Genomic DNA, 23,521 nt, shown 5'->3' on the forward strand with positions numbered 1-23,521 from the left:
AAAGTCAATTCCTCAGGGAACCTGTATTCCCAATTGCTCATCAGACTTAGTTCGCACACCCCATGCCATCCGGGGAGTGTTGTGAGCAATGCCATAGCGTCCACGAGCGTCAAGAAGAATCATGCCGCCATGACCGTCCAACCTCGAGTTGAGGTATCCGATGGCCTCACGGGCGGCGAGTTCTGGAACGGAACCAATGGCGACTCTGTCCGTCGCCCATTTGCCTAGGACAAGCTTCATGATCGGCTCGCCCCATCCCGTGCACGATACCGCTCCGCTCTGATCGTCGGCATAACAGCCGCACCCGATAAGTGAGGAATCCCCCACGCGTCCCGGGGTCTTATTTACTGTGCCGCCGGTCGACGTGGCAGCTGCCAGGTGTCCATCGCTATCGAGGGCAATAGCTCCGACAGTGTCGTGCCCGGCAAAGGTCAGGTCGCGTTCCCCTGCTGCTGCTTTGGCTTTGGCCTCAGCGAGACGCTTACGTTCACGATCGATCACCAGCTCCCGGTTGTCGATCAGCTCGATGCCCAGGCCGGCAACGAACTGCTCGGCGCCCTCCCCGACGAAATACACATGTGGACTCTCACTCAGGATCAGTCGGGCAGCACGGATCGGATTGCGGATGCGCTCGACGCAGCCCACGCCTCCGGCGCGCATCGTGCCGCCGTCCATGATGAGCGCATCCATCTGGACTTTTCCGTCAGCCGTGAGGAAACTGCCGAGGGCGGCATCGAAGGTGTCGTCATCTTCCATGACGACCACGGCTTCTTCCACTGCCTTGAGCGCCGAACCTCCGGAAGCCAGGATCTCCCAGCCCACTCGAAGAGCGTTCAGCACGCCACGACGATGATCCTCTACAACATCGTCAGGTATTGCCCAAGCTCCGCCGTGTATCACAAGGACCGGATCCACTCGCACTCCGCACCTCAAACTGAAAAATGCAAACTAATACATCTATCACGTTCGTATGGTGGGATGTTATGACGCTTCCTATACTCACCGACTGTCATCCCTCACTCCGCAACGAAGCTGTTTTACGATGTCAATGATTTCAACTGCGGAGTGGGGATCTGCTGTTCTATAGGAGCAAAAACAGCAGATCCCCCGCGCAAAAAGCGCGCGAGGGATGACAGTTGTGGAGTTGTTCTCTTCAAAGTTGTCTCGCCTATAGTCTCAACTTCTTCAACGCCGTCTTTGCAGCGTTGTAACCGCACATTCCATGCACTCCTCCGCCGGGTGGCGTAGAGGAAGAGCAAATGTAGACGTCTTTTGCCGGCGTGGAATAGAACCGCCACGTGGGGCGCAGAATAAGCTGCCTCCAATCAGATGCTCCGCCGCCGATGTCGCCTCCGATCAGGTTGGCATCCATGTTTTGAAGATCGGCCGGACGAAGCACGTGCCGTGCCAGCACGCAATCGCGAAATCCCGGCGCAAAGCGCTCAAGCTGTGCCTCCATGCGTGGAAGCATGTCGACCGTGCTCCCATTCGGCACGTGACAATAGGTCCACGCAACATGCTTGCCCTGCGGCGCGCGTGTCGGATCGACTAAGGTTGGCTGTGCGACGAGCATGAATGGACGTTCCGAGTGCCGGCCATGTGCGGTGTCGTATTCCGAGGCCGCGACTTCGTTCATTGTCCCGCCGATGTGGACTGTCGCGGCTCGCGCACACTCCGGCGCCTTCCAGGGAATTGGACTCGACAGCGCATAATCGACCTTAAACGCAGCAGGACCATATCGGTATCGGGCAAGCAGACGTTTGTAGGCGGGAGTGAACCAATCCCCGGCTATGTCCAGCAGTTGGCGAGGAGTCACATCGCACAGCGCCACGCTGAACTCTCCCACCGACGCGAGCGAATCGACACGGCTTGAAACCTTCACATTGCCGCCGAGGCTCTCAAGGTGAGCACGGAGAGCATTGGTGATCGACTGCGCTCCCCCACGCGGAATCGGCCAGCCAACCGCGTGCGCCGTCACCGCGAAGAGGATGCCAAAGGAGCCAGTAAGCGGCTGGTCGAGCGCGACCATGGAATGCGCGGCCAGTCCTGCGAACATCGCCCTCGTGCGCTCACTGTGAAACAGCCTTTTGGCTAACGTTGTCGCCGGGGTAAACCCCTGTAATCCAAACTTCGCCAGCACAAATGGATGTCGAGGCACCGCGATCATCGGTCGGAGCAGTTCCGGCGCCACCTCTCGCCATCTTTCCACTAACGGGCGAACCATGTGATCCCAAGCCCTGCCATCCTCTCCAAGAGCTCGCACGGCTTCGCCGAGATCACGCTCGAGCACCACGGCAGTTCCATCGTCCAGAGGATGAGCAACTGGCGCGGGGAAGTGTATCCATTCGAGGCCATGCTCATGTAGCGGCAGCGTGGAAAAAAATGGAGAGCCAGCCGCCATTGGGTGCACGGCTGATCCAAAATCGTGCTGAAAGCCTGGCAGCGTGAGCTCCATGGTTCGCGCTCCGCCGCCGGGTTGCGATTCCGCTTCGAAGACTTCGACCTGAAGTCCAGCCTGAGCAAGCGTGATTGCCGCCGCCAGACCGTTTGGTCCGGAGCCTACGACAACAGCCCTGCGAGAGTTGGATGTCATCGGTGCGGAGCCATTTCCTGCGGCATCTCGACCACTCCAATCTTGCCGTCCGGCTGAAGCTCGAGCGTCGGCGCATACAGTCCGAGGAGTTGGCGTTTCCACCAGTCGCCCGTCTGGCGCTTCTCGGCCATGGTGGTAAACCAGTATTGCCACAAAACCGCGCGCACCTGCTTTGGCGGCGAATCCGCAAATGGATTCCCCCTAAAGAGCTTGAGCGTATCTGCGCTGTTAGTGAGCAGGCGAACCTCGGTGTTGGGCACAATCGGGTTATTGGTCCAGGTACCTAGAGAAGCGAACCACAAGTTCCAATCGAACCGCGGCTGATAGGGGGCGTAGATGCGCGGCGCTTCGCTCAAAGCTTGCGGTTTGTAGCGAAATGGATATGCGACCCAGTTCCCTCCATCCCTCGACCCTTGGAATTCAATCTCGTAGCGCCCGCGCGTCATGACGGCAAACAGTCCATATTGATTTGCGATGCGAAATGGCTGCAGCATGACGATCGGCATTGTTGGAAGCGGAGCTCGCGGCGCAAGCATCAGAATTAGCAGGGCTGTCGTAACGTAGAAAAGCCAGGTGAGTGTCACTGTTGAAACGGCAACGGTGAGCGCACGCAAGTGTGGTCGGAGCCGCGCTTTGAAAAAGCGCAGCGCCGGACGCCCTCGCCTGGCGATTTCTGTAACTTCCGGCTGCTCTTTCTGATCAGTCTGCATCACCGAGCTCTCAGCAGCCAAACTTGCCGTAACGCGCGATCGCCATTTCTCCGGAATCCACCGCACTAGAAAACGGTCATCAACCAGCAGGATTCCCAAACTGAGCACGAGATAGTTGAGGAACGCATAGTTTGCGCTCGAGATCACACCCAATTCCCAGAAGGTCACGATGAAGAACAGGACGATGCGGAAGCGGCGCGGCAAGAGGATCATCCAGACCAGGCCTAGTTCCATCACCAGAGTAGCCAGGGCGCTGCCCGCGTGAAACCAATGCGGCAGATGCTGCAGATACCATCCGATCCATGTAGGCAGCGGACCATTTTGGTAATACTCATCCATCGCAGTGAAGTTCCGCCATTGCGGCTCACCGCTGACCAGCTTCACGATTCCCGATTCGAAGTAGATGCGCAACCACTCCCACTGCAACAGAAAGAGGCTGGCACGCGAAGGCGGGTGCTTAGCCCCGAGTCCCGGACGCAATCCCGGCGGCGCGAAGAACAAGGAGATGAAGCCCGCTTCGAGCAGCATGCCGTCCGATTGGTATTCCGAGAAATCTCGCGCGGTCGATACAAACGACAGGAAACAGACGAAGCAAATCGCGAGCATGGCGCGTGGCCAAAGATTCAGCACCAGAAGCAACGACGCAATCATCCCGATCCAGCACAGCGCCATCAACATGCCGGAACTGCTCGAAATCCAAAGCAACGAAGGCGCATACCAAAAACGAACATGCGCCACCCCTGATTGGGCTACCGCCTGCAGATACTCCCCAGCAGGGAGAATGCCCTGTGGACCGATGAGCCCGCGAATCTGGAACACAAGCGAGTAAAAGGCTGAACAGTAGATCAGGCCGAGAGCGCGAAGGAAGATCCAGCGCGGAATCAGGCGATCAGAAGCGCCGCACTCGGAAGAGAACAGCCTGCGGATCACGGATTTGGGGATTGAATCCACCAGGCATCTTCAAGGTATCGACGAAATAGAAACCGAGCAACCTCAACTAGTTAAAAGGGAGACTTCGAACACATTTTTTCAAGCCACGAGGGCAGAAAAGTGAACGAGCACAACATGTTGAATAATCAAAGACTTACAGCGATTTCATCACAACAGAAGCTGCCTGTGAAAAACCGCCACAGGCATAGCTCTTCCATTTCGAACAGTTTGAACTTTCAAAAAGGGAACGAGCCGCCAAGGTTCAGCCATAGATCGGCTACGCTTGTTCCTTCACGAGACTCCACCAAAAGCACGTGTGCAAGTCACCAACTTTCTTGACAAGTTCCCTCATTCTGTTCGAATCTTGCTGGCGCATTTTGTCACGCTAAATCGTGTTCTGATCCCGTATTACCCCGGCCTAAACCCGGGAGGGTCCTGCACCAGAACTTTGCTGGTTTGTTTTCTGAGCAGCTCAGACATAGCCGCTTCGCAGCGTCCCGAGCCGCTCAGTCCATCCATTCGCAGGGACGACTAGGAGGCCAAATGACGTCCAAGCTGTTCACACGCGTTCTTTTTTTGGGGCTGCTCTTGTTGTGCTGCTCCGCACTGCTAGCACAAATATCAACAGGAAGCATTCAAGGAACTGTCACCGACCCTACTGGTGCTGTAGTTACCGGGGCCAAGGTCACGATCACCAGTCAGGATTCCGGACAGTCGCTCGTCTTAACCACAAACTCCAGGGGCGCGTACGTTTCCGGACCTTTAGCGCCAGGCGTCTACACGGTACGCGTGGAGAGCAAGGGCTTTGCGACGATTGAATCGCCCGTGAAGGTGCAGGTCGGAGAGATTGCCTCCGGGAACTTCACCGCGAAAGTGGGGCAAGAGTCGCAAATCATCGAAGTGCAGGCGACCAGTGTTGCTGTTAACACCGAGCAGCCTACGGTGCAAGGCGTCTTAACGACGGAACAAATTGAGAATCTTCCGTTTAACGGACGGAACTTTCTTGATTTGGCGCAGCTCGAGCCCGGCGTGCAGATTCAGGACGGAGGCAATTTCGATCCCACGAAGAACGGTTTTTCGTCCGTGTCGTTCGGAGGACGTTATGGCCGCACTGCTCGCATCACGCTCGACGGTATCGATATCAGCGATGAGACTGTCGGTACGACCACGCAAAACATCTCTGCCGGCGCTATTAAGGAGTTTCAACTCAGTCAGTCGACTTTGGATTTGTCCACGGAACTGACATCCTCAGGTGCTGTAAATGTAGTTACGAAGTCTGGCACGAATCATGTCCATGGCCAGGGGTTTTATCTCTTCCGCGACAAACGCGCGGGCATCGCGAATTTCCCGGGAGGACAGGACACTCCACTCCAGAGAAATCAGATGGGTGGCAGCCTCGGCGGACCGATCATTAAGGACAAGCTGTTCTTCTTTGGGAACGTCGAACATATCCGCCAGCCATTTCTGACGCCGTTAAGTCCGCCGCCGCCATTTCAGAGCTTGCCATCGGGTTATCCCGCCAAATTTAGTGACAGCACATCACTGGGCAAACTGGATTGGCAAATCAGGCCCGACATGCATCTCTTTTACCGCTTCACGTACCACACAAACAGCGACGTCAGCGCGTTCGGTGCGACATACCAGCCCTTTGCCAATCGCGATAACACTCCCGCTCACGGTGTGGGACTCGATTTCAACACGGGAACTTTCACGCATAGCATCCGCTTCGGCTACCTGAAGTTCCAGAACCACATTGCAGATTCGGTTCTCGGCAACCCAGGCGTCTTCAATCCGGCCGGAAATGTACCTGTCGCTATTCGCATCGGACCTGCGGGCGTGGTCACTCGTTTCGGACCTTCGCGACTTGCCCCTCAAGCGACCTTCCAATCGAACAAGCAGATTAAGTACGACGGAAGCAAAATTCTCGGCGCCCATATTCTTCGTTATGGAATGAGCTTCAATAAGATTCTCGGCGGCGGATTCGCGGCATTCTACGGGCTTGCCCCAGAAGCGAGAACAAGGAATTCGTTGTCCGCGCAAGCCGACGCGGCAACAGGACCGTTCCCTGGCGGAGCGGGAAATCCGCTGAACTACAAAATTTCGTCAATTCTGGTCGGCAACGGCCAGGGATTTTTCACAGAGATCCCTCAGTTCAGTTATCCCGCTGGTGGACAGTATGATGACCGGCTCGGCATCTACATGGGAGATAGCTGGAAGGTCAGACCAAACCTCACCCTGACCTACGGAATACGCTACTCGCGGGACACCGGACGGCAAGACAGCGACCTGCCGCCTATGACCTGTGATCAGATCGATCCAACATTGTTCAACGGGCTGGTTCCGTGCACTGGAAAGGCCTTCATCTTGGACCAATTTGGGCAAACGGGACTCGGCGGGCGCGTGCGCCAGCCGAATTCTAACTTTGGTCCGCAGTTCGGCTTTGCCTACAGCCTCGGCAGCTCTGGTAAGACAGTCATTCGCGGCGGCACTGGCCTCTATTGGGAAAACGCCGTCTTCAACAACATTCTCTTCGATCGTCCCAGCCGCCTGCAGAAAGGATTGTTCTTCGGCACTGACAGCCCCTGCCCCAGCGGCGTCCTTGCCTTGCCTGGTGGCAACTCCGTCACAAGTGTCAATGGAGTGGACATAGCTACCGGTATCTGCGGACAGCGCGTCGGATCTGTTCTTCCGCTGGTCGCGGCGCTGGAGAGTACGTTCATATCTGCGACCAAGACCGCCGGACCGCAAGCCAACCTGAACTTCTTGGGCAATGTTCTAGCCAATGGACCGAACTCCACTGGAAACGGTTTCATTGCGCCCAATTACCGGACGCCGCGCTCCATTCAGATGAATATCGGAATCCAACGCGAGCTGGCTCCCGGTCTCGTTTTGAGTGCCGATTTCATTCGGAACATCGGCGAGCATTACCTGATCTCGTATGACACCAATCACGTCGGAGATGCGCGGTTCCTGAATAAGACGGCGGCTCTGAATGCGATTGCAGCAACCACCAGCAGTTTCACCGGCTGCAGCGGTACGAATGCTGCTGCCATTAACTGTGCTATCGCAGCCGGAGCCACCATCGACACTTTCGCCGGCAACGGTCTCGATTCAGGAAACACTTTCCTTTTCGGAACCCCAGCGTCTTTCAACGGATTGGATCCGAATACCGGGGCAGCGTTCCCAGGGATCAATCCGTTAGTGGGCGAGAACAATATGCTGTTTCCAATCGGCCGGTCCGAGTACAACGGACTGCAAGTCAAGCTGGTGGGGAACAAGGGAAATCCGCTGCGCGGTATAAGTGCGGCGAGCTATCAAATCTCTTATGCGCTTTCGAGATTTGTCAGCATGGCTGCAGACCAGGACTTCATTCCCGAGGCGGATGATTTTCGCAATCCCACGGCTCATATGGGCCCGAACTCGCTCGATCGCACTAACCAGATCTCGTTTGGCGGCAGCTTCCAAATTACTCATGGTCCTATGCTTAGCTTCGGTTCTCATTTCTTCTCGCCGCTGGCTCAAGACATGAGGATTGAGAATCAGGGACGTTCTGGAGAGATCTTCTTCAGCGATCCCGTTGGAGACGGAGCCAACATCAGTCATCTCCTCCCACAAACAAACCTGGGAGCGTTCAACCGAAGCGTGAGTCCCGGCAGTATCAACAGTGTGATTAACAATTACAACAAGACTGTGGCGGGCACGGTGTCGCCAGCAGGTCAGGCGCTTGTCAGTGCAGGTCTGTTTACTCAGGCGCAGCTCGTGGCACTCGGCGCGGTGATGGACAGCATTCCAACTGCGCCTGCGGGAGAAATGGGACTTACCTGGCTGAAGACCATCGATCTCAAGCTGGCATATCCCATCAAAATACGAGAGAACATTTCGCTGGAGCCGTCCATTGGCTTCTACAATGCGTTCAACTTTGCCAACTTCAATGCTCCCGGGCATACGCTCGGAAGCGTGCTGAATGGCTCTGCGGGAAACATCAACGGCACGACGGCAGATAAACCTGGACTGCCCGGCGGGCGTGATTCGGTCAGAATAGGGCTCGGAACTGGCGTGAATGCTGCCGGTTCTCCGCGTCAATTGGAGTACGGCCTGAAGCTGACCTTCTAAAGCTCAGATCACCGTTAAGCGAACTCGACCGCCGGCCTTCGGGCTGGCGGTTTTATTTTGTGTTGATTGTTACCACCATGTTGCAGGGGCTGTGTCGCTGAAGTGCAGACCAACTTCGGGCTTCACAGCATGGAGGGGCGTTGCCAAATTGAGCAGAACTCCCGCATCGGCTGGAGTTCGAGTCGGCCCGGCGGACAGATCCTCAGTGACCGTGAAGTTTCCGCTAGTTGGAGCCCTAAGAAGAGCCGATTACTTTTCCGTCTCCTGGAAAAAGGTCGCGTCGCGTACCGTCAAGAACCTATAGGGAAAAAATTCACTGATAATTCACTGTTTTTCGCTGTTCCTAAAACCCAAATTCGCAAGTTATGGGGAAAATCCGATAACAATTGTGTTAGTTCGCAAAAATTCACTGTTAATTTCACTGTTCCAGACTTTGCAGCCGTTCCCATCAAAATCATTGGAACGAGGTCAAGCTAGTTCGGACCGCAGCCTGCGTCTCGATCCCTTCGCTCTTCAATACTCCCAGCTCATGTCCGCTCCCTTCGGAGCCGTCTCCTTCATGTGCTGCGCGACCTGCGGCATGATTCGCTGGTACATCGTTGCCGTCGACTCACTTGCGCTGATGTTTCCGCCGCCTGCATAGCAGTGTGGCTGGCGATAACCGTATTCGAAGGTCGCCACTTTGTATGGGTTCTTCGGACTGTCGAGAAAGTCCTGCGCCAAGTGGACAGCATTGTTGAGATACCAAGTGTCCATGTCGCCAACCGTAATATGCAGTTTGCCTACGAGCTTCGGGCCTAATGTAGACCAGTCACGCTGCATGATGTGATTCAGGTCGTAATGCTCTTTCCAGTAGTTTGCGACTGAAGAATCAATCTCTCCTGTTTTGGGATCCCAGATCGGCTTTGGATATCCATCTGGGCCTACCGGACTGAACACGGCCTGCCATATTCCGAATTGTTCAGTCGACCGGCCGTGCGTCCCCATGACCTCTTCGCGGCGAACTGCGGGCTCCATTACGGCTTTTAGACTGCCGTCCGGCTCCCGCATCTCCGGACGTGGCACGCGACCGAACGGGCCCTGTCTCCAGAAGGCATTCTTGTCTTCGTAGATGTTCACGATCTGATAAGCCCGAAAGTCGATGGGATCGGGACAGAATCCCCAGGCGCCGTTGAAGTCATCGGGATAGAAGACTTGATCGGCGATCGCCTCCCACCCGCCAGTCGATCCACCAGTCAGCGCGCGTGCCCACGGCTGCCCGATCCCTCGAAAGTGTTTTTCCACTTCGGGAATGAGCTCTTTGAGGACCGCATCGCCATAGGGGCCCACATTCGCCGAATTCACCGCGTAGGAATCGTCGTAGTAGGGATTCGCATGTTGAATCTGTAACAACAGCATTTTGGGTAGACGGCCTGCGGTCCAATCCTGGTAGAGCTTGTACTGCAATTCAGCGCGCTTCCGTGCTCTATCTTTCAGGTCCGGAGTTGGCGGTTCGGTGCGGAAGCCGCGAAAATCGGCCGGGAAGTGTCCTTGATCGATCAGTAGCGGGTAGTGAACATTCGGATGCTGATCGAAGCCTTCAGGTAAAACGACGATTGCTCCCAGATACATCGGCCGGCCCCAAAAATCGCTTAGCAGCTTGCTTTGCATGCGGAAATGCTTGATATACCGCGTGTCCGCCGGCGGCTCAATCGGCGGAATTTTCTCAGAAAGCGCAATGCGAACGACACCGCCACTCGATGGATCGATGTGCAGCTTCTGGGGCTTGCTAAGAAGGTTCCCAGGTTTCTCAAACCATTGCTGGCCTTCTCCCATATCCGGAGGCAATTTCACCGTGTGCCCGTCAGAGCGATGGAAGGTCTCGTAGATGTTGAGCACAGCCTGAACGTAGTAGTCACCCGCAGGGAGCCCATCGAGGTTGACCAGCGGATAACCGAGAGTAGAGGAATCGATGGTCGCACTCGTACCCGGAGCAAGCGCATCCACATCGAGCCCGAAGAACTGCGCACTCTCGGCCTCCTCTTCTCGAAGCTGATAACGTGGCTCTGGCTTCTCGTCCTTCGTGATCCCGAGCATGACGTGACCGTCGAGAGGCTTGCTGCTCAGGCTCGCCGGAAAGCCGATCTCAAAGCGGAGCTTGCTCGCACTAGTCGAGCTCTGACCGAAGGCGAATTGCCCTGGTGCACCGCACGCGAGTACAACGCCAACTACCCAACCAACCGCTGTAGCCCGAGATCTCCGAACAGAATTCATCAGCACGCTCCCTTGGTGAAGGAGCATTGTATTGGGAGGGGCGCATCACCTGCTTCAATGACGCCTTGTCACCCTCCCCTGCGGATTTGCGTCTCAGGTTTCAGCAACGAACTCTGTGCCCAAAAACCCAACTACTCACGCAGATGAACGCTGATTAGCGGATAAACGCTGATTGATTAGTGATTGCAGAACGAGAATTGACTTGGAGTCGCCGACCGTAAAATCTGCGTCAATCCCTAAAATCCGCGTTCATCTGCGTGAGTAGTTGGGTTTCATCTCGAGTCTTCGAGTTCAGCTTTAGTCAACTTCAGTCCAGCTCCACCCATCGCATCTGCTGCAACAGCATGCGCAATGCGGGACTCTGGAGCGATACCGTCGGAAAGTAGCTTCCGGCTGATTCCCTTGTCCACCAGAGCCCCATCCTTCTTCTCTCCTGCCACGATGCAAATCGATACAGGTATAGCTGTGCACGGACATAGCGTGGAGGCGCACCCGGGAATGGATTCCGCTTTAGCAGCGAGATCACTGGTTTGTCTCCCTGAAGTAGCTTTGCCACCAGGTGAATGAACCAGGGATGCCTCTGATACGAGCCCATGGCGGCAAACCACATGAGCCAGTCCAGACGCAAATGATAAGGCGCGATCTGTGGTGGCAGGCGTGTGGGATCGCCAGGCTTACCCTTGAACTCATATTCGCGCCACTTGGTCGATGCCGTGATCACGGTCTCGTCGGTTCCTTCGATCACGATCTCATAGCGCTCCCGGGTAATTCCTCCAAACGCGCCATAAGTTCCGACAAAGTGAAAGCGGTTATAGACGGTGTTCATGATCTGCCGGCGCGAGAAGAGATTCTTTACCGGCTTAACACTCAGCACGACGACAAGCAAGAAAATGGCCGCGGTAACGCTCCGGAATATCGGATCCGCGGCGTGCGTTAGCGGAGCGTGCGTGCCCAGCAACCGAGCGAGCGTCTGATCGTCAAAACAGCTGAAAGCCAACACGAGAGTAAGCGCGTTCAGCCACGAGAGATTGCCGCTGGCGAAGATGAGGAGCTGAAAGATTATGGTCAGTGCTCCCGCGATGCTGGCCACAGGCTGTGGCAGAAAGTATCCAAAGGGAACGATCAGCTCAGCAAAGTGATTGAAGAGCACTCCTCCCTTCTTCGACCATTCCGGCCCGTGATGAAAGAACCAGCTCAGCGGATTCGGGATCGGCTGCGTCTCGTAGTGGTAATCGAGGCAGGTAAGGTCGCGCCAGCACGGGTCACCGCGCAATTTGATGAGACCGGCGCCGAACATCACGCGAAATAGCAACCAACGGAATAGCCACATCACCGCTACTTGGCTATTTGTTCTTGAGCCGTCCAGGAAGGCAGCATAGACTCCCGCTTCCAGAAGAATCGATTCCCAGCCAAATCCGTAAAAGATTTGTCCGACATTCACGAACGAGAGATACAGCACCCAAAGCACAGCCCAGATCGCCAGCAGAGGCCACGAATATTGATCGACGAAACCGGTGACGATGATGGCTGACAGCAGTACCCCCGACCAGGCACAAATAGCAAATGCCCGATCGTTGGGAAAGAAGGAGAACAAGCTCGGCGATTCCCGGAACGAGACCTCTCGCACAAACAGCGGCACCGGCATTAAGCCGCGTTCTCCCAACAGCGGACGGAATTGGTTGACGGCGTTGAGAAAAGCGATGAGAAACAACGCCCCCACAGCTCTCTCAAGCGCCCATCGCGCCAGCCAATAATCGCCAGGCTGTAGCCAACTTGGAATACTGACATTCATGGGAACCCAGCGAGGCGAACACGAAGGTCACGAGGAAAAATCAAGGTCACAAAGAAATCATTGTGACCTTCGCCTTCTCCTTCGTGTCCTTCGTGTCCTTCGTGCCCTTCGTGTTCGCCTCGTCCCGAAATGTGGAAGAATTAGCAAACGAGGTGCCTCATGTCTACTCCCAAAGTTCTAATCCTCACTGGTGATGCCGCAGAGTCGCTGGAAGTGATGTATCCCTATCAGAGATTGCAAGAAGAGGGATACGAAGTTCACATCGCGGCTCCCACGAAGAAGAAGCTGCACTTTGTGGTGCACGATTTTGAGCCTGGTTTCGACACTTACACAGAAAAGCCGGGCTACAGTTGGAATGCCGACATTTCCTTCGCTGACGTTGATCCAGCCAACTACGTGGCTCTCGTAATACCCGGTGGGCGCCCCGGAGTACATCCGCAACAACCCGCATTGCGTGCGCATCGTGCGGCACTTCTTCGATCGCGAGAAACCGGTAGCTCAACTCTGCCATGCCCCGCTGGTCTTAGCCGCAACAGGCGTACTCAAAGGCAGACGAACAGCAGCGTATCCGGCTCTGGAACCCGACGTGAAAGCTGCAGGCGGGACGTTCGTCGATGCCGAAGCCGTGATAGATGGTGCGATGGTTTCCGCCCGGGCCTGGCCGATCATCCTGCGTGGATGAGAGAGTTTGTGCGCATTCTGAGGCAGAAAGCCCCAGCTCAACACGGCGATATGGCCAAGGCGGGATAAGCCTTCCAGGAAACCCAAGGCGCTGAAGGGATACAGTGCCTCTCCGTTTGGTCAATTCCTCGCATAAGGGTCGTTCATTGCGCAAAGGCTCGGTCAGGAATGAATCGATAGCGTCACGGGAAGCGAACCGTTTGGGCATCTGCCTCGCCAACCGGCAATTCCTCAAACACTTACGCCGCTTCATCAGCCTGTAACAATCCCCTGCTTAGCTTGAGTGCAACAGATCACGGCTTTTTCTCGTATAGGCCAGTGTTGAGTGGTTTTCGGAGGTTCCGCGCCTCGCACCATCCCTGGACGCGGATTTCCGAAGGAAAGCGAGTCTATGTTGCGCACCCGGGGCTCGTTGTCTGCACGCTGTGTCTGCGTGCTGTTCAGCTTACTTGTTGCATCACTCCCCCAGACAGGATGCAAACGAAGCAGCTCTACTTCTTCTTATCAGGCGGAAAATGCCGCGCCTTCCGGATCACTCGAGCTGGTCTTTACCTACGGATCGGAGAAGGAGAATTGGATCAAGGACGTAACCGATTCCTTCAATCGCTCCGGCAACAAGACCGCCAGCGGGCAGCGCATCTTCGTGCGTGCGATTCCCATGGGCTCGGGCGAATCCATTGAGGACATCCTGAGTGGCGCCACGAAGGCGCACATCACCAGCCCAGCCTCGGGCGCATTCATCACCTTAGGAAATGCCGAGTCGCGAGCCAAGACCGGTCAGGACCTCGTGGGCTCGACCGAGAATCTGGTGCTTTCGCCGGTGGTGATCGCCATGTGGAAGCCGATGGCCGAGGCGATCGGCTATGGCAAGAAGCCCATCGGATGGACCGACATTCTGGCGCTGGCCCGCAGCGATCGCGGCTGGGCCCAATATGGGTTTCCGCAATGGGGAAGCTTCAAGTTCGGGCACACACATCCGGAGTACAGCAATAGCGGATTGATCTCCGTGATCGCCGAAGTGTACGCGGCGAACAAGAAGACTGCCGGGCTTACGCTCAATGATGTGCAAAGTGCGCGGACCGCCGATTTTGTCCGCGGCGTCGAGCATTCAGTCGTGCACTATGGCAGCTCCACCGGATTCTTTGGACGCAAGATGTTCGCCGCCGGTCCTCAGTATCTTTCGGCGGCGGTGCTTTACGAGAGCATGGTCATCGAGTCGTACGGTAAGAATCTTCAATTTCCGGTAGTGGCCATTTATCCAAAAGAGGGAACTTTCTGGAGCGATCATCCCATCGGAGTTGTGAACCGTGAGTGGGTAACTCCGGCCCACAAGGAAGCTGCCCAGATTTACACAAAGTACTTGCTTGCCCGGCCGCAGCAGGAGCGCGCCATGACGTATGGATTTCGTCCGGGCGCCGTCGACATACCCCTTGCTTCGCCTATCGACGCGGCTCATGGTGTTGATCCCAAGGAGCCGAAGACCACCTTGGAAGTTCCATCGGCCGAGGTGATTCATGCGATTCTGCAGACCTGGAAGCAAGATAAGAAGAATGCCGATGTGGTACTGGTGCTCGATACTTCGGGCAGCATGAACGAAGACCAGAAGATGCAGAATGCCCGCGAAGGCGCCAAGCAGCTCGTTTCCATGCTCGACGATTCCGATACCTTCTCCTTACTTCCCTTCAGCACGCGTATGAATTGGGCGTTCCAGGACCTTCCCGTGAAAACCGAACGCCAGCACGCAACCGATACAGTCTCGTCCTTGTTCGCCGACGGTGGAACTGCGCTTTACGACTCGATCGACGCGGCGTACAAGCATCTGCTGGACAAGGGCTCAGGGAACGACCATATTCGTGCCGTGGTGGTTCTAACCGATGGCGCTGACACCGAGAGTCAAGAGAAGCTCGAAGATCTGTTGCAACATCTTCAACAGAATTCTGAGCAGCGTCCCATCAGCATCTTCAGCATTGCCTATGGCAAGGACGCGCGCAGGGATGTGCTGCAAAAGATCTCTGAAGCCACTCAGGCGCGCATGTATGAAGGCACGCCGAAGAACATCGTAGAAGTCTTCCGGGAGATCTCGACCTTCTTCTAAATATGGCAACCACACCTCCATATTCGTCGGAACCACCGAAGCTCACAGGACTAGGCAAACTGTTCATCATCCTGTTCGTGGCGGCATGCGCTTATGGCGCTTACTACCTCTTCTCTTCTCAGCGTTCCGGAAACAAAGGGGGCGCACAGCAAAGTACTTCCTCGTCATCGGGCGGTCTCTTTTCGGGAAACAGCGTCACCATCGGTGTCGCTTATGGTACGGAGAAGAAGAATTGGCTGGAATGGGCAGTCCAGGAGTTCAACAAGAGCAAGCAAGGCAAGAACATTACAGTGAACTTGATCCCCATGGGATCGCTGGAAGGCGCGCACGCCATTTTGAACGGCGATCAGCGGATCAATGCATGGTCACCGGCGAGCGCACTTTACAAAGATGCCTTCGTGCAGGATTGGCAGGTAAAGAACGGCGGAAATCCCATTCTGAAGGAAGAACAGCTTGCGCTGAGCCCGATGGTATTCGTCTGGTGGGACGAGCGCTATCAGGCCTTCATCAAGAAGTATCCTAAGCCCGATCTCGACAGCATTCAAAAGGCCCTCAACGAAAAAGGGGGCTGGGCAGCAATCGCAGGCAAGCCGGAGTGGGGACTCTTCAAATTTGGCCATACCAATCCCAATGAGTCGAACTCCGGACTGATGACCATCGTGCTGGCCGCCTACACCTTTGATCAGAAAACACGCGGCCTCACGCTGAGTGACGTAGTCGATGTGAAGTTCCAAAACTGGCTTGCAGAGCTGGAACGTGGCGTAACCGGCATGTCAAACAGCACGGGAAACATGATGCGCGAGATGGTATTGAAGGGACCTTCGTCCTATGACGCGCTGTTTGTTTATGAGAGCGTTGCCATCGATTATCTGAAGAATGCGGAGGGCCGCTGGGGCAGCATTCGCGTGACTTATCCGCAATACAACGCATGGAATGACAATCCGTACTACATTCTTGACGCGTCGTGGAGTACGCCGGAGCAGCGCAAAGCCGCGCAAACCTTCCTCGACTTCCTGCTGAGCGAGCCGGTCCAGCGTGAGTCCCTGAAACATGGCTTCCGGCCGGCCAATACGAATGTAGCCGTACGCACTCCGGACAGCCCGTTCACCACGTTCCAGCAATATGGCGTGCAGCTCGATATTGGAAATGTTTGTGAGCCGCCAAAGGCGGAAGTAGTGAATAATCTGCTTGCAAGTTGGCAGCGCAGTCAGAGCAATCGCTAGGGAGGCATTGCATGTTCCGACGCATCTCGAACTTGTTTCGCGGTTTCCTTTCTCTCTTTGTCTCCGGCCTCGAGCGCCAGAACCCCGAAGCCTTGCTCGAGGTCGAGAAAGAAAACCTTCGTAGGCAGATCGGCACATACAACACCGGTCTCGCCTCACACGCCGGCATGTGCGAGCGCCTGATGACGCAGGTGCGCAAGCTCGAAACCGATCAGCGCGACCTGCGCGCCCGTACCACCGCGAATCTCCGCGCCGGCAACCGACAGGTAGCGGGCGAGCTTGCGTTGCGGCTGCAGACCGTGGAACGCGAGCTCGACGAAAATCGCAAACAGCTTGGGCAAGCAGAGACTACTTATAAGGAACTGGTGCGGGCGCGCGATGTCGCTGTGAGCACAGCCCGCAACAAGATTGAGTCACTCAAGTCGTCGATCGACGATATGAAGATGAAGCGTGCTCTCGCCGAAGTTACCGAGATGGCCACTGGCATGGTTACGCAGATCGGCGGCGCCGGAGAGACCCTCGACCGTCTGCATGAGATGGTGGAGGAAGAGCGGGAAAAGGCGGCAGGACGCCTGCGAGTGGCTCGCGACAGCATGGACACGACTCAGGTACACATAAAAGAATCCGAGCAGCAGGCCTTGGCCGATCAGGCGCTCGCAGACTTCGCGGCGAAAGAAGGCATTGCGCTTGAACCTGCTCAGGGCGCGGCTTCCTCCAGCACTGCAGCTCCGGTGAAGACCATGGGACCGGGCAGCACGGAGTCCGCGTAGTTCTCTGTGTGGCGCTATGTCAAATCCGCATTTCTGGTTGGAATCGACGTTCCCGGGTTGGGGCGAATCCCTCTAAACGCGCTTGCTGCCTGCGGCATCGGCGTTCTGGGTTTTGGGGAACACGCCATCTGGCTGCTGGGACTCGGCATTGAAACTGCGGTTATCTCTTCACTTGCTTTCAATAAGCGGTTCCAGAACTGGGTAGACGCAACGTCGTTCAAGCGCAGCGACGATCAGGTTGCGGCCGAGAGCGCAGCCTTGCTGAAAGTACTTCCTGCTGATTCGAAAGCCCGTCTCACGAAGCTCCAAGCCAAGTGCGAGCAGACATTGCAGATGTATCGAAATCTTCAGTCGGACGAATTCGAGTTCACGATTGAAACGAATCGCGAGGCCTTGAAGAAGCTGCAGCGTACCTACCTGAAGCTGCTGGTGGCACGCCAGCACTTGGTAGAGCTAGATTCGCCCGACGCCGAGCAGGGGCTAAAGGCGCAGATCGTGAACCTCGAAGCCGATCTGAAGGATTCAGACGATTCGCCCGGCGTTCATGACTCGAAGACGGCAACGCTCAATATTCTGAAGAAACGATTAAACAACCTTGCTCGCAAGGCAGAGACCCTAGAAGAGATCGACAGCGACCTTACGCGAATCGAAGCGCAAGTCGATTTGGTTCGTGAAAATGCGGGCATGCAAAGCAAGCCGCAAACAATCTCGGCTGACATTGAACTCGCCAGCGATCTGGTCAGCGGTGGCTTGCTCGGCGACGATCTCGCAGAAGTTCGTCCAAATGGATCTTCAGCACATTCGCGGCGGCGGGTGACGGAGCAATGAGGCAACTGAGGATCGTAAATGGTCAAAGAGCCGAACGTTACGCAACGATTGTTGCGTCAAGACTGCCGAGCAGTCCGCATTGTCGGCGCCCAAGTGGTTCCTCTTGGAACTGTCATCCCTCGCGCTGCAGCAACAGCAGCTTGCGCATAGAGAACTTCGTTTTTGCGGCGCGGGGGATCTGCTGTTGCTTGAGCTACCAGACAGCAGATCCCCCAAGCCGCATTAGCTTCAACCAAAGCCCTTGCCGCTTGGTGGCGGCTTGAGGGATGACAGTGTTTATAGAGTTCGACGTCAATGGTCGGTCGTCAAAGTTGGCCGCAAAGATTGAATTACTCTGAACGGGCTAGACCAGAGTCGTCTAGAACGACGGATTGCGAAAATATTTTTTGGAATGCTCCTAAGACATTCATTCGATTGTCTCGGCGAGAGCATAGAGCAACGGATGAAGATTGCCATCGGCGGCCATCTGCGGTATCAAGGAGAGCGATGCTGTGCATGGATACCAAATTGGGACGAATCACGCCGTCGACGTCAGCACGTCTTACTCCACGAGAGGCCGTACGTTCAAGTGCAAATCCCCCCATTAACTTATTAGCTAACAGCGATCCCATCTCGATCCCAGCGGAAATGATGGGATATCCCATCATGATCCCAGCCAAGAGTGTGGGGATACCTCAGGGATATCCCAGGACAGGTCTGGGATCAGGATGGGATCGGATTTTCTAAGTCCTTTAAATCTTGGGATCTCGGCGAAAAAGGCATTTTTGCCAAACGCGTAACTAGCGCGTTGGTTAACTAAAGAGTAAACGAAAAATGGCTTGCAGATAGTCGGTAGCCGAGATTCGTTGCGACCAAGCGAAAGAGTCGCGAATTTCAAAAAATGAGTGCTCCAGTCTCCAGTCCGCCGACGATCGCCAAGGCTGCAATGCCAAGTTGGGCACGCGACCTGATCAATCTGTATGAGAGCAACGCTTCCAATCAGTTCATCCTCTTCGGCAACGTCAACGATCAGCAACTGATTCCGACCGAGACCAGCTACCGGATTGGGTCGCTGAACGAATTTCTGGTTCGCGTGCTTCTGGCGCGCTTCGACGTCGTGCTCAGCTACGACGTGGGCAATGGCATTCGTGTGGAGAAGGGTGGCGAGGTTTTTAGTAGCTGGCCCGAGATCAAGCAGAGCCCGACCCAGTCCCTGCCGTCTGCGCCTCGACCGGCGATCGAGAAACTTACCCACTATCTGCGCTATGTTTCCAACCTCGCCCGCCTGAATCGCGGGTCAACACAGGTTGCCGTCATTGTTCGCAGTGCCGATTTGGTTACGCCCATGCTTGGAGGCGGCAACGATCCTGATGTGAATGCAATGGCCGTGTTGCTGCGCGATTGGGCCTCAGACTCGCTCCTCACCACGCACTCGCTCGCTTCATTCCTGATTGCGGAAAATCTGAACGACCTGCATCCGTTGGTTGCAGGCAATCCACGGGCGACGCAACTCAAGATTGCGCTGCCTTCAGCCGAGGATCTGCAAACCGCACTGAGCCTCTGGCAATCGGCCTATCCTCGCTCTCTCAAGGAATACTCAGGAAAATACGAAGCTCTCGCGGCGCAGCTCTCTGGCACAACGTTAGGCGCGATTGAAAGCAGCCTGAAGCGAAGCGAGCACGTCTCCGAGCCTCTCAATGCTGCCGGTCTCGTGCGTTTGAAGAAACAGCTCGTCGAGAAAGATTGCAATGGATTGATCGAATTTCTCGAATCAGCGCGGACCCTCGAAGACGTTAGCGGCCTCGAGAAAGTAAAGACGTGGCTCCGGCAGGACATCCAGCTTTGGCAGAACAATGACGTCGCTGCGCTCCCAAAGGGATATCTCATCTGTGGTCCGGTCGGCACAGGTAAGACATATCTAGTCGAGTGCCTCGCGGGCGAAGCCGGTGTTCCCGTTGTGAAACTGAAGAATTTTCGCGACAAGTGGGTGGGAAGCACCGAAGGCAATCTGGAAAAGATCTTCCGCCTGCTGCAGGCGCTCGGCCGCTGCTATGTGTTTATCGACGAGGCCGATCAGGCACTCGGCCGCCGTGATGCCGGCCAGAACGACTCCGGACTCTCAGGCCGGATTTATTCGATGATCGCGGAGGAGATGGGCAGCTCCAGCAATCGTGGCAAGATCGTTTGGGTATTGGCTTCGAGCCGTCCTGACCTCATCGAAGTGGACCTGAAGCGGCCTGGCCGTGTCGATACCAAGATTCCTCTCTTCCCGACAACTACGCCGCGGGAGTCTCTCGATCTGTTGCGCGCTCTGTTGAAGCGCCGGAACCTTCAGCTTCCCGATGAGGAGGCTCAGCAGCTCGAGGCCTCCATGCCGACTCTGCTCACTCCGGGAGCAGCTGAGGCTCTCTCTGTAAAGATCTACAGGGTGGCCCGGACTGGAGGATGTTCGGTAGTCGAAGCGGTGCGCGAATCACTCACCGACTATCAGAATCCGGTTCCACTCGACGTGCTGGAAACGCAAATTCGCCTGGCTGCACGCGAGGCCTCGGATCTGGATTTCGTGCCGGAATGCTTCAGAATCAAGTAGGTCTGCCGCAAACCGCACGGATTCAGCGGCTCCGCTGCCGTCTTGCCTCTGCCTGCATTCCCTCGTATCATCTTCAGTCCGCCCTTCCACCTCAGTCATGAATACCCAAAGCACAAAGGCACAGATCGTCCTGCGCGAAAAAGCGCGCCTGATGTCGGCGTCGGAGATTGAGCGCACACTCGTTCGCCTGGCGCATGAAATCGTCGAGAAAAACAACGGAGTCGAGCGCCTCGGATTTGTCGGCATCAAGCGTCGTGGAGTTCCGCTGGCAAAGCGATTAGCCGGACTGGTAAGTAAGATTGAGAAGACGCCCATCGATGTAGGTACGCTCGACATCAATCTTTATCGTGACGATCTCACGACCACCGGCCCTAAGCCGGTGGTGAACAAGATGGAGATCGGCTTCGACGTCACCGACAAAAACATCATCCTCGTTGACGACGTTCTTTACACCGGCCGGACCATTCGCGCCGCGCTCGACGCACTCTTCGATCATGGACGTCCCAGCCGGGTGCAATTGCTGGTGCTGATCGATCGCGGACATCGCGAGCTTCCCATTGAGGCCGCCTTCATCGGACGCACGGTGCAAACGACGCAAAACGAAATTATCGAAGTAAAGCTGCAAGAGATCGATCCCAGCGAGCAGGTTCTTCTGGTGGAAAAGGTATCGGCATGAGCTCAGGGGCGAACCCCCGCAGCCGCCCAGAGACGTTCCGCCGCAGTATCCGTTCTGCTTCGCTCCGCAAGGAGCGGTTTTCCCATTCGTCGCGTTCACTGCTGGATATCGAGTCGCTCAGCGACAGCGATATTCATTCTCTGCTGAAAGAAGCCGGACGCTTTCGGGAAAGTCCGAGAAAGTCTCCGCTTGTGCGCCGCCACGTTGCGCTTCTTTTTTATGAAGCGAGCACGCGGACGCGCTGTTCGTTCGAACTGGCAGCGAAGTCGCTGGGTGCGACGACCACGCTGGTAAGTTCAATGGCATCGAGCATCGAAAAGGGCGAATCGTTGGTCGATACCGGGGCCACGCTGGCTGCGATGGGCGCCGAGTGCATTGTGATCCGCCATCCTTCTTCCGGAGCACCTCACGTTCTCGCCCGGCACTTGACCGTGCCGATCGTGAACGCCGGCGACGGAATGCACGAGCATCCCTCACAGGCGCTGCTCGACTGCTTCACCATCCTGCAGCATCGTCGTTCGCTCGAAGGTTTGCGGCTGTTGCTGGTTGGAGACATCTTTCACAGCCGCGTCGCCCGCTCCAACGCCCTGCTGCTGACTCGACTCGGAGCACAGGTCACATTCTGCGGACCTCCCGCGCTGCTGCCCGACGTTGCCGAAACCATCGCGCCGAGCGTACGCATCATGCGAGACTTCAACGCCGCTTTGCCGACTGCCGACGTCATCATGATGCTGCGAGTGCAAAAAGAGCGCTTGTCTGGCCTTCAACTTTCGGTTGACGACTATATCCGCGATTATCAGTTGACTTCCGAGCGCATGGCGCTTGCGCCTGCCGATGCATTGGTGATGCATCCCGGACCAATGGTGCGCGGTATGGAGCTCACCAGCGAAGTCGCCGATAGTGCGCGATCGCTCGTGCTGGAGCAGGTGCGCAATGGTGTTGCGGTGCGCAGAGCTATCCTGCTGCGCGCACTCGGAGGGCGTGCTTGACTCGCACATCCGGCCCGATGGGCACGCGGCCTTTACTAATCAGCGGCGGCACTCTAATCACAGAGACCGGCGAGATGCAGAAAGCCGACCTGTTGATTGACGATGGACGCATTACGTCAATTGATCAGGCAGGAAAGATCCCCGAGCGTGGCCAAACCGTGCTCGAAGCGCGGCGCTTACTTGTTTCGCCGGGATTCATCGACCTCCACGTGCATCTGCGCGAGCCCGGGCAAAGCCACAAAGAGACCATCGCTACGGGCACAGCCGCTGCTGCCGCGGGTGGCTTCACCGCGGTATGCACGATGCCCAACACGACGCCCGTGAACGATTCGCCCGAGATCACGCGATGGATGCAAAAACCCGAGCGTGGAGCGGTGGTCAAGGTTCATCCCATCGCCGCGGCAACCATGGGCAGCAATGGCGAGCGGCTGACCAACTTCAAGGCATTAGTGGAGGCTGGCGCGGTTGCGGTGACGGACGATGGGCGTCCCATTTTGGGTAACGCCATCATGCGCGAGGCATTGCAAGCGGCCCACGAGCTCGGCATTCCGGTGATCCAGCACGCCGAAGACACGCGCATGACTCAGGGATGCTCCATGCATGACGGCCCTACATCGTTCAGGCTCGGTTTGCGTGGAGTAAAGCCAGAAGCAGAAGCCTCAATCGTCGCCCGCGACATTGAACTCGCATCAGAAACCAAGGCACACCTGCACGTTGCCCACCTCTCGACGGCGGCAGCACTTGAGCAGGTGCGTAAGGCACGAAAGCGTGGAGTACACGTCACCTGCGAAGTCACGCCACATCATCTGCTGCTCACGGACGAAGAAGTCGGCGACTATGACACCAACTGCAAGATGAATCCGCCGCTGCGCGACGAATCCGACCGCCAGGCGATGTGGGAGGGACTGCACGACGGCAGCATCGATTGCATCGCCACCGACCACGCTCCCCATGCCGCCCATGAAAAAGACCAGGAGTTCGATCGCGCGCCATTTGGTATTACCGGTCTCGAAACCGCATTGCCCATTGCCCTGATGGTCGCGGGTGGGGATCCGCAACTCGCGGTGCGCTGGCTGTCCTCGAATCCCGCCAGTGTCATGGGCTGGAAAGAAGCAGGCGTACTCCGTGTTGGTGCTCCCGCAAACATAGTTGTCTTCGATCCAGCAGAGGAATGGACATTCACAGCGAAGGAATCCAAATCCAAATCGAAGAACTCGCCTTTTATTGGAAAGCGCCTGCGGGGCCGTGTGCAATACACGATTGTGGATGGGCGCGTGGTGTGGTCGCTGTAATTGCTTG

General features: G+C 56.3%; 15 protein-coding genes. 10 read left to right on the top strand and 5 right to left on the bottom strand.

Features of this window, described 5'->3' with window-relative positions:
* Window positions 1-12: 12 nt before the first annotated feature.
* The 3 genes from VNX88_04190 to VNX88_04200 all read right to left on the bottom strand — a co-directional run bounded on the left by VNX88_04190 (window position 13) and on the right by VNX88_04200 (window position 4,254).
* Window positions 13-915 (bottom strand): isoaspartyl peptidase/L-asparaginase, encoded by a 903-nt coding sequence (locus VNX88_04190; GenBank protein HWY67839.1) that lies wholly within the window; start codon window positions 913-915, stop codon window positions 13-15.
* A gap of 253 nt (window positions 916-1,168) precedes the next feature.
* Complete coding sequence (locus VNX88_04195) at window positions 1,169-2,593, bottom strand: NAD(P)/FAD-dependent oxidoreductase (protein HWY67840.1); 1,425 nt, start codon at window positions 2,591-2,593, stop codon at window positions 1,169-1,171.
* Entirely contained in the window at window positions 2,590-4,254 is a 1,665-nt protein-coding gene (locus VNX88_04200) for a lipase maturation factor family protein (GenBank protein HWY67841.1), read from the bottom strand. The genes VNX88_04195 and VNX88_04200 overlap by 4 nt, the downstream gene beginning before the upstream one ends.
* 522 nt (window positions 4,255-4,776) lie before the next feature.
* On the opposite strand from VNX88_04200, the gene VNX88_04205 reads away from it, so the two are divergent.
* Window positions 4,777-8,346 (top strand): carboxypeptidase regulatory-like domain-containing protein, encoded by a 3,570-nt coding sequence (locus tag VNX88_04205; protein HWY67842.1) that lies wholly within the window; start codon window positions 4,777-4,779, stop codon window positions 8,344-8,346.
* A 513-nt stretch (window positions 8,347-8,859) separates the two neighbouring features.
* Here VNX88_04205 and VNX88_04210 read toward each other — a convergent pair.
* Together VNX88_04210 and VNX88_04215 are read right to left on the bottom strand one after the other, a co-directional pair.
* The gene (locus VNX88_04210) at window positions 8,860-10,599 is read right to left on the bottom strand and encodes a hypothetical protein (GenBank protein ID HWY67843.1); all 1,740 of its coding nucleotides are present in this window, start codon (window positions 10,597-10,599) and stop codon (window positions 8,860-8,862) included.
* A gap of 307 nt (window positions 10,600-10,906) precedes the next feature.
* Entirely contained in the window at window positions 10,907-12,391 is a 1,485-nt protein-coding gene (locus VNX88_04215) for a lipase maturation factor family protein (GenBank protein HWY67844.1), read from the bottom strand.
* A gap of 415 nt (window positions 12,392-12,806) precedes the next feature.
* Between VNX88_04215 and VNX88_04220 the strand changes: the two genes are divergently transcribed.
* From VNX88_04220 to VNX88_04260, 9 genes are all read left to right on the top strand, one after another.
* Window positions 12,807-13,073 (top strand): DJ-1/PfpI family protein, encoded by a 267-nt coding sequence (locus VNX88_04220; protein HWY67845.1) that lies wholly within the window; start codon window positions 12,807-12,809, stop codon window positions 13,071-13,073.
* 390 nt (window positions 13,074-13,463) lie between these two features.
* Window positions 13,464-15,167, top strand: a complete 1,704-nt coding sequence (locus VNX88_04225; protein ID HWY67846.1) for an extracellular solute-binding protein — start codon at window positions 13,464-13,466, stop codon at window positions 15,165-15,167.
* Window positions 15,168-15,169: 2 nt separating this feature from the next.
* Window positions 15,170-16,390: a substrate-binding domain-containing protein gene (locus VNX88_04230; GenBank protein ID HWY67847.1), complete on the top strand. Its 1,221-nt coding sequence runs from the start codon at window positions 15,170-15,172 to the stop codon at window positions 16,388-16,390.
* A gap of 11 nt (window positions 16,391-16,401) precedes the next feature.
* Window positions 16,402-17,160: a PspA/IM30 family protein gene (locus VNX88_04235; protein HWY67848.1), complete on the top strand. Its 759-nt coding sequence runs from the start codon at window positions 16,402-16,404 to the stop codon at window positions 17,158-17,160.
* 6 nt (window positions 17,161-17,166) lie between these two features.
* On the top strand, window positions 17,167-17,988 hold the full coding sequence (locus VNX88_04240; GenBank protein HWY67849.1) for a hypothetical protein: 822 nt from the start codon (window positions 17,167-17,169) through the stop codon (window positions 17,986-17,988).
* Between the two features lie 880 nt (window positions 17,989-18,868).
* Complete coding sequence (locus VNX88_04245; protein HWY67850.1) at window positions 18,869-20,557, top strand: AAA family ATPase; 1,689 nt, start codon at window positions 18,869-18,871, stop codon at window positions 20,555-20,557.
* A 97-nt stretch (window positions 20,558-20,654) separates the two neighbouring features.
* Window positions 20,655-21,233: a bifunctional pyr operon transcriptional regulator/uracil phosphoribosyltransferase PyrR gene (pyrR, locus tag VNX88_04250; GenBank protein ID HWY67851.1), complete on the top strand. Its 579-nt coding sequence runs from the start codon at window positions 20,655-20,657 to the stop codon at window positions 21,231-21,233.
* Window positions 21,230-22,222, top strand: coding sequence for an aspartate carbamoyltransferase catalytic subunit (locus VNX88_04255; protein HWY67852.1), 993 nt, complete (start codon window positions 21,230-21,232; stop codon window positions 22,220-22,222). The genes pyrR and VNX88_04255 overlap by 4 nt, the downstream gene beginning before the upstream one ends.
* Window positions 22,219-23,514: a dihydroorotase gene (locus VNX88_04260; GenBank protein ID HWY67853.1), complete on the top strand. Its 1,296-nt coding sequence runs from the start codon at window positions 22,219-22,221 to the stop codon at window positions 23,512-23,514. Before VNX88_04255 ends, VNX88_04260 begins: the two co-directional genes overlap by 4 nt.
* Window positions 23,515-23,521 lie beyond the last annotated feature (7 nt).

The organism is Terriglobales bacterium (assembly GCA_035567895.1).
Lineage (GTDB): Bacteria > Acidobacteriota > Terriglobia > Terriglobales > Acidobacteriaceae > Gp1-AA112.

Bases quoted from the DNA above. Each gene is read 5' to 3' on its own strand.
- VNX88_04195 (HWY67840.1), bottom strand. From the start codon at position 2,593: ATGACATCCAACTCTCGCAGGGCTGTTGTCGTAGGCTCCGGACCAAAC.
- VNX88_04205 (HWY67842.1), top strand. From the start codon at position 4,777: ATGACGTCCAAGCTGTTCACACGCGTTCTTTTTTTGGGGCTGCTCTTG.
- VNX88_04210 (HWY67843.1), bottom strand. From the start codon at position 10,599: ATGAATTCTGTTCGGAGATCTCGGGCTACAGCGGTTGGTTGGGTAGTT.
- VNX88_04215 (HWY67844.1), bottom strand. From the start codon at position 12,391: ATGAATGTCAGTATTCCAAGTTGGCTACAGCCTGGCGATTATTGGCTG.
- VNX88_04225 (HWY67846.1), top strand. From the start codon at position 13,464: ATGTTGCGCACCCGGGGCTCGTTGTCTGCACGCTGTGTCTGCGTGCTG.
- VNX88_04230 (HWY67847.1), top strand. From the start codon at position 15,170: ATGGCAACCACACCTCCATATTCGTCGGAACCACCGAAGCTCACAGGA.
- VNX88_04235 (HWY67848.1), top strand. From the start codon at position 16,402: ATGTTCCGACGCATCTCGAACTTGTTTCGCGGTTTCCTTTCTCTCTTT.
- VNX88_04245 (HWY67850.1), top strand. From the start codon at position 18,869: ATGAGTGCTCCAGTCTCCAGTCCGCCGACGATCGCCAAGGCTGCAATG.
- pyrR (HWY67851.1), top strand. From the start codon at position 20,655: ATGAATACCCAAAGCACAAAGGCACAGATCGTCCTGCGCGAAAAAGCG.
- VNX88_04255 (HWY67852.1), top strand. From the start codon at position 21,230: ATGAGCTCAGGGGCGAACCCCCGCAGCCGCCCAGAGACGTTCCGCCGC.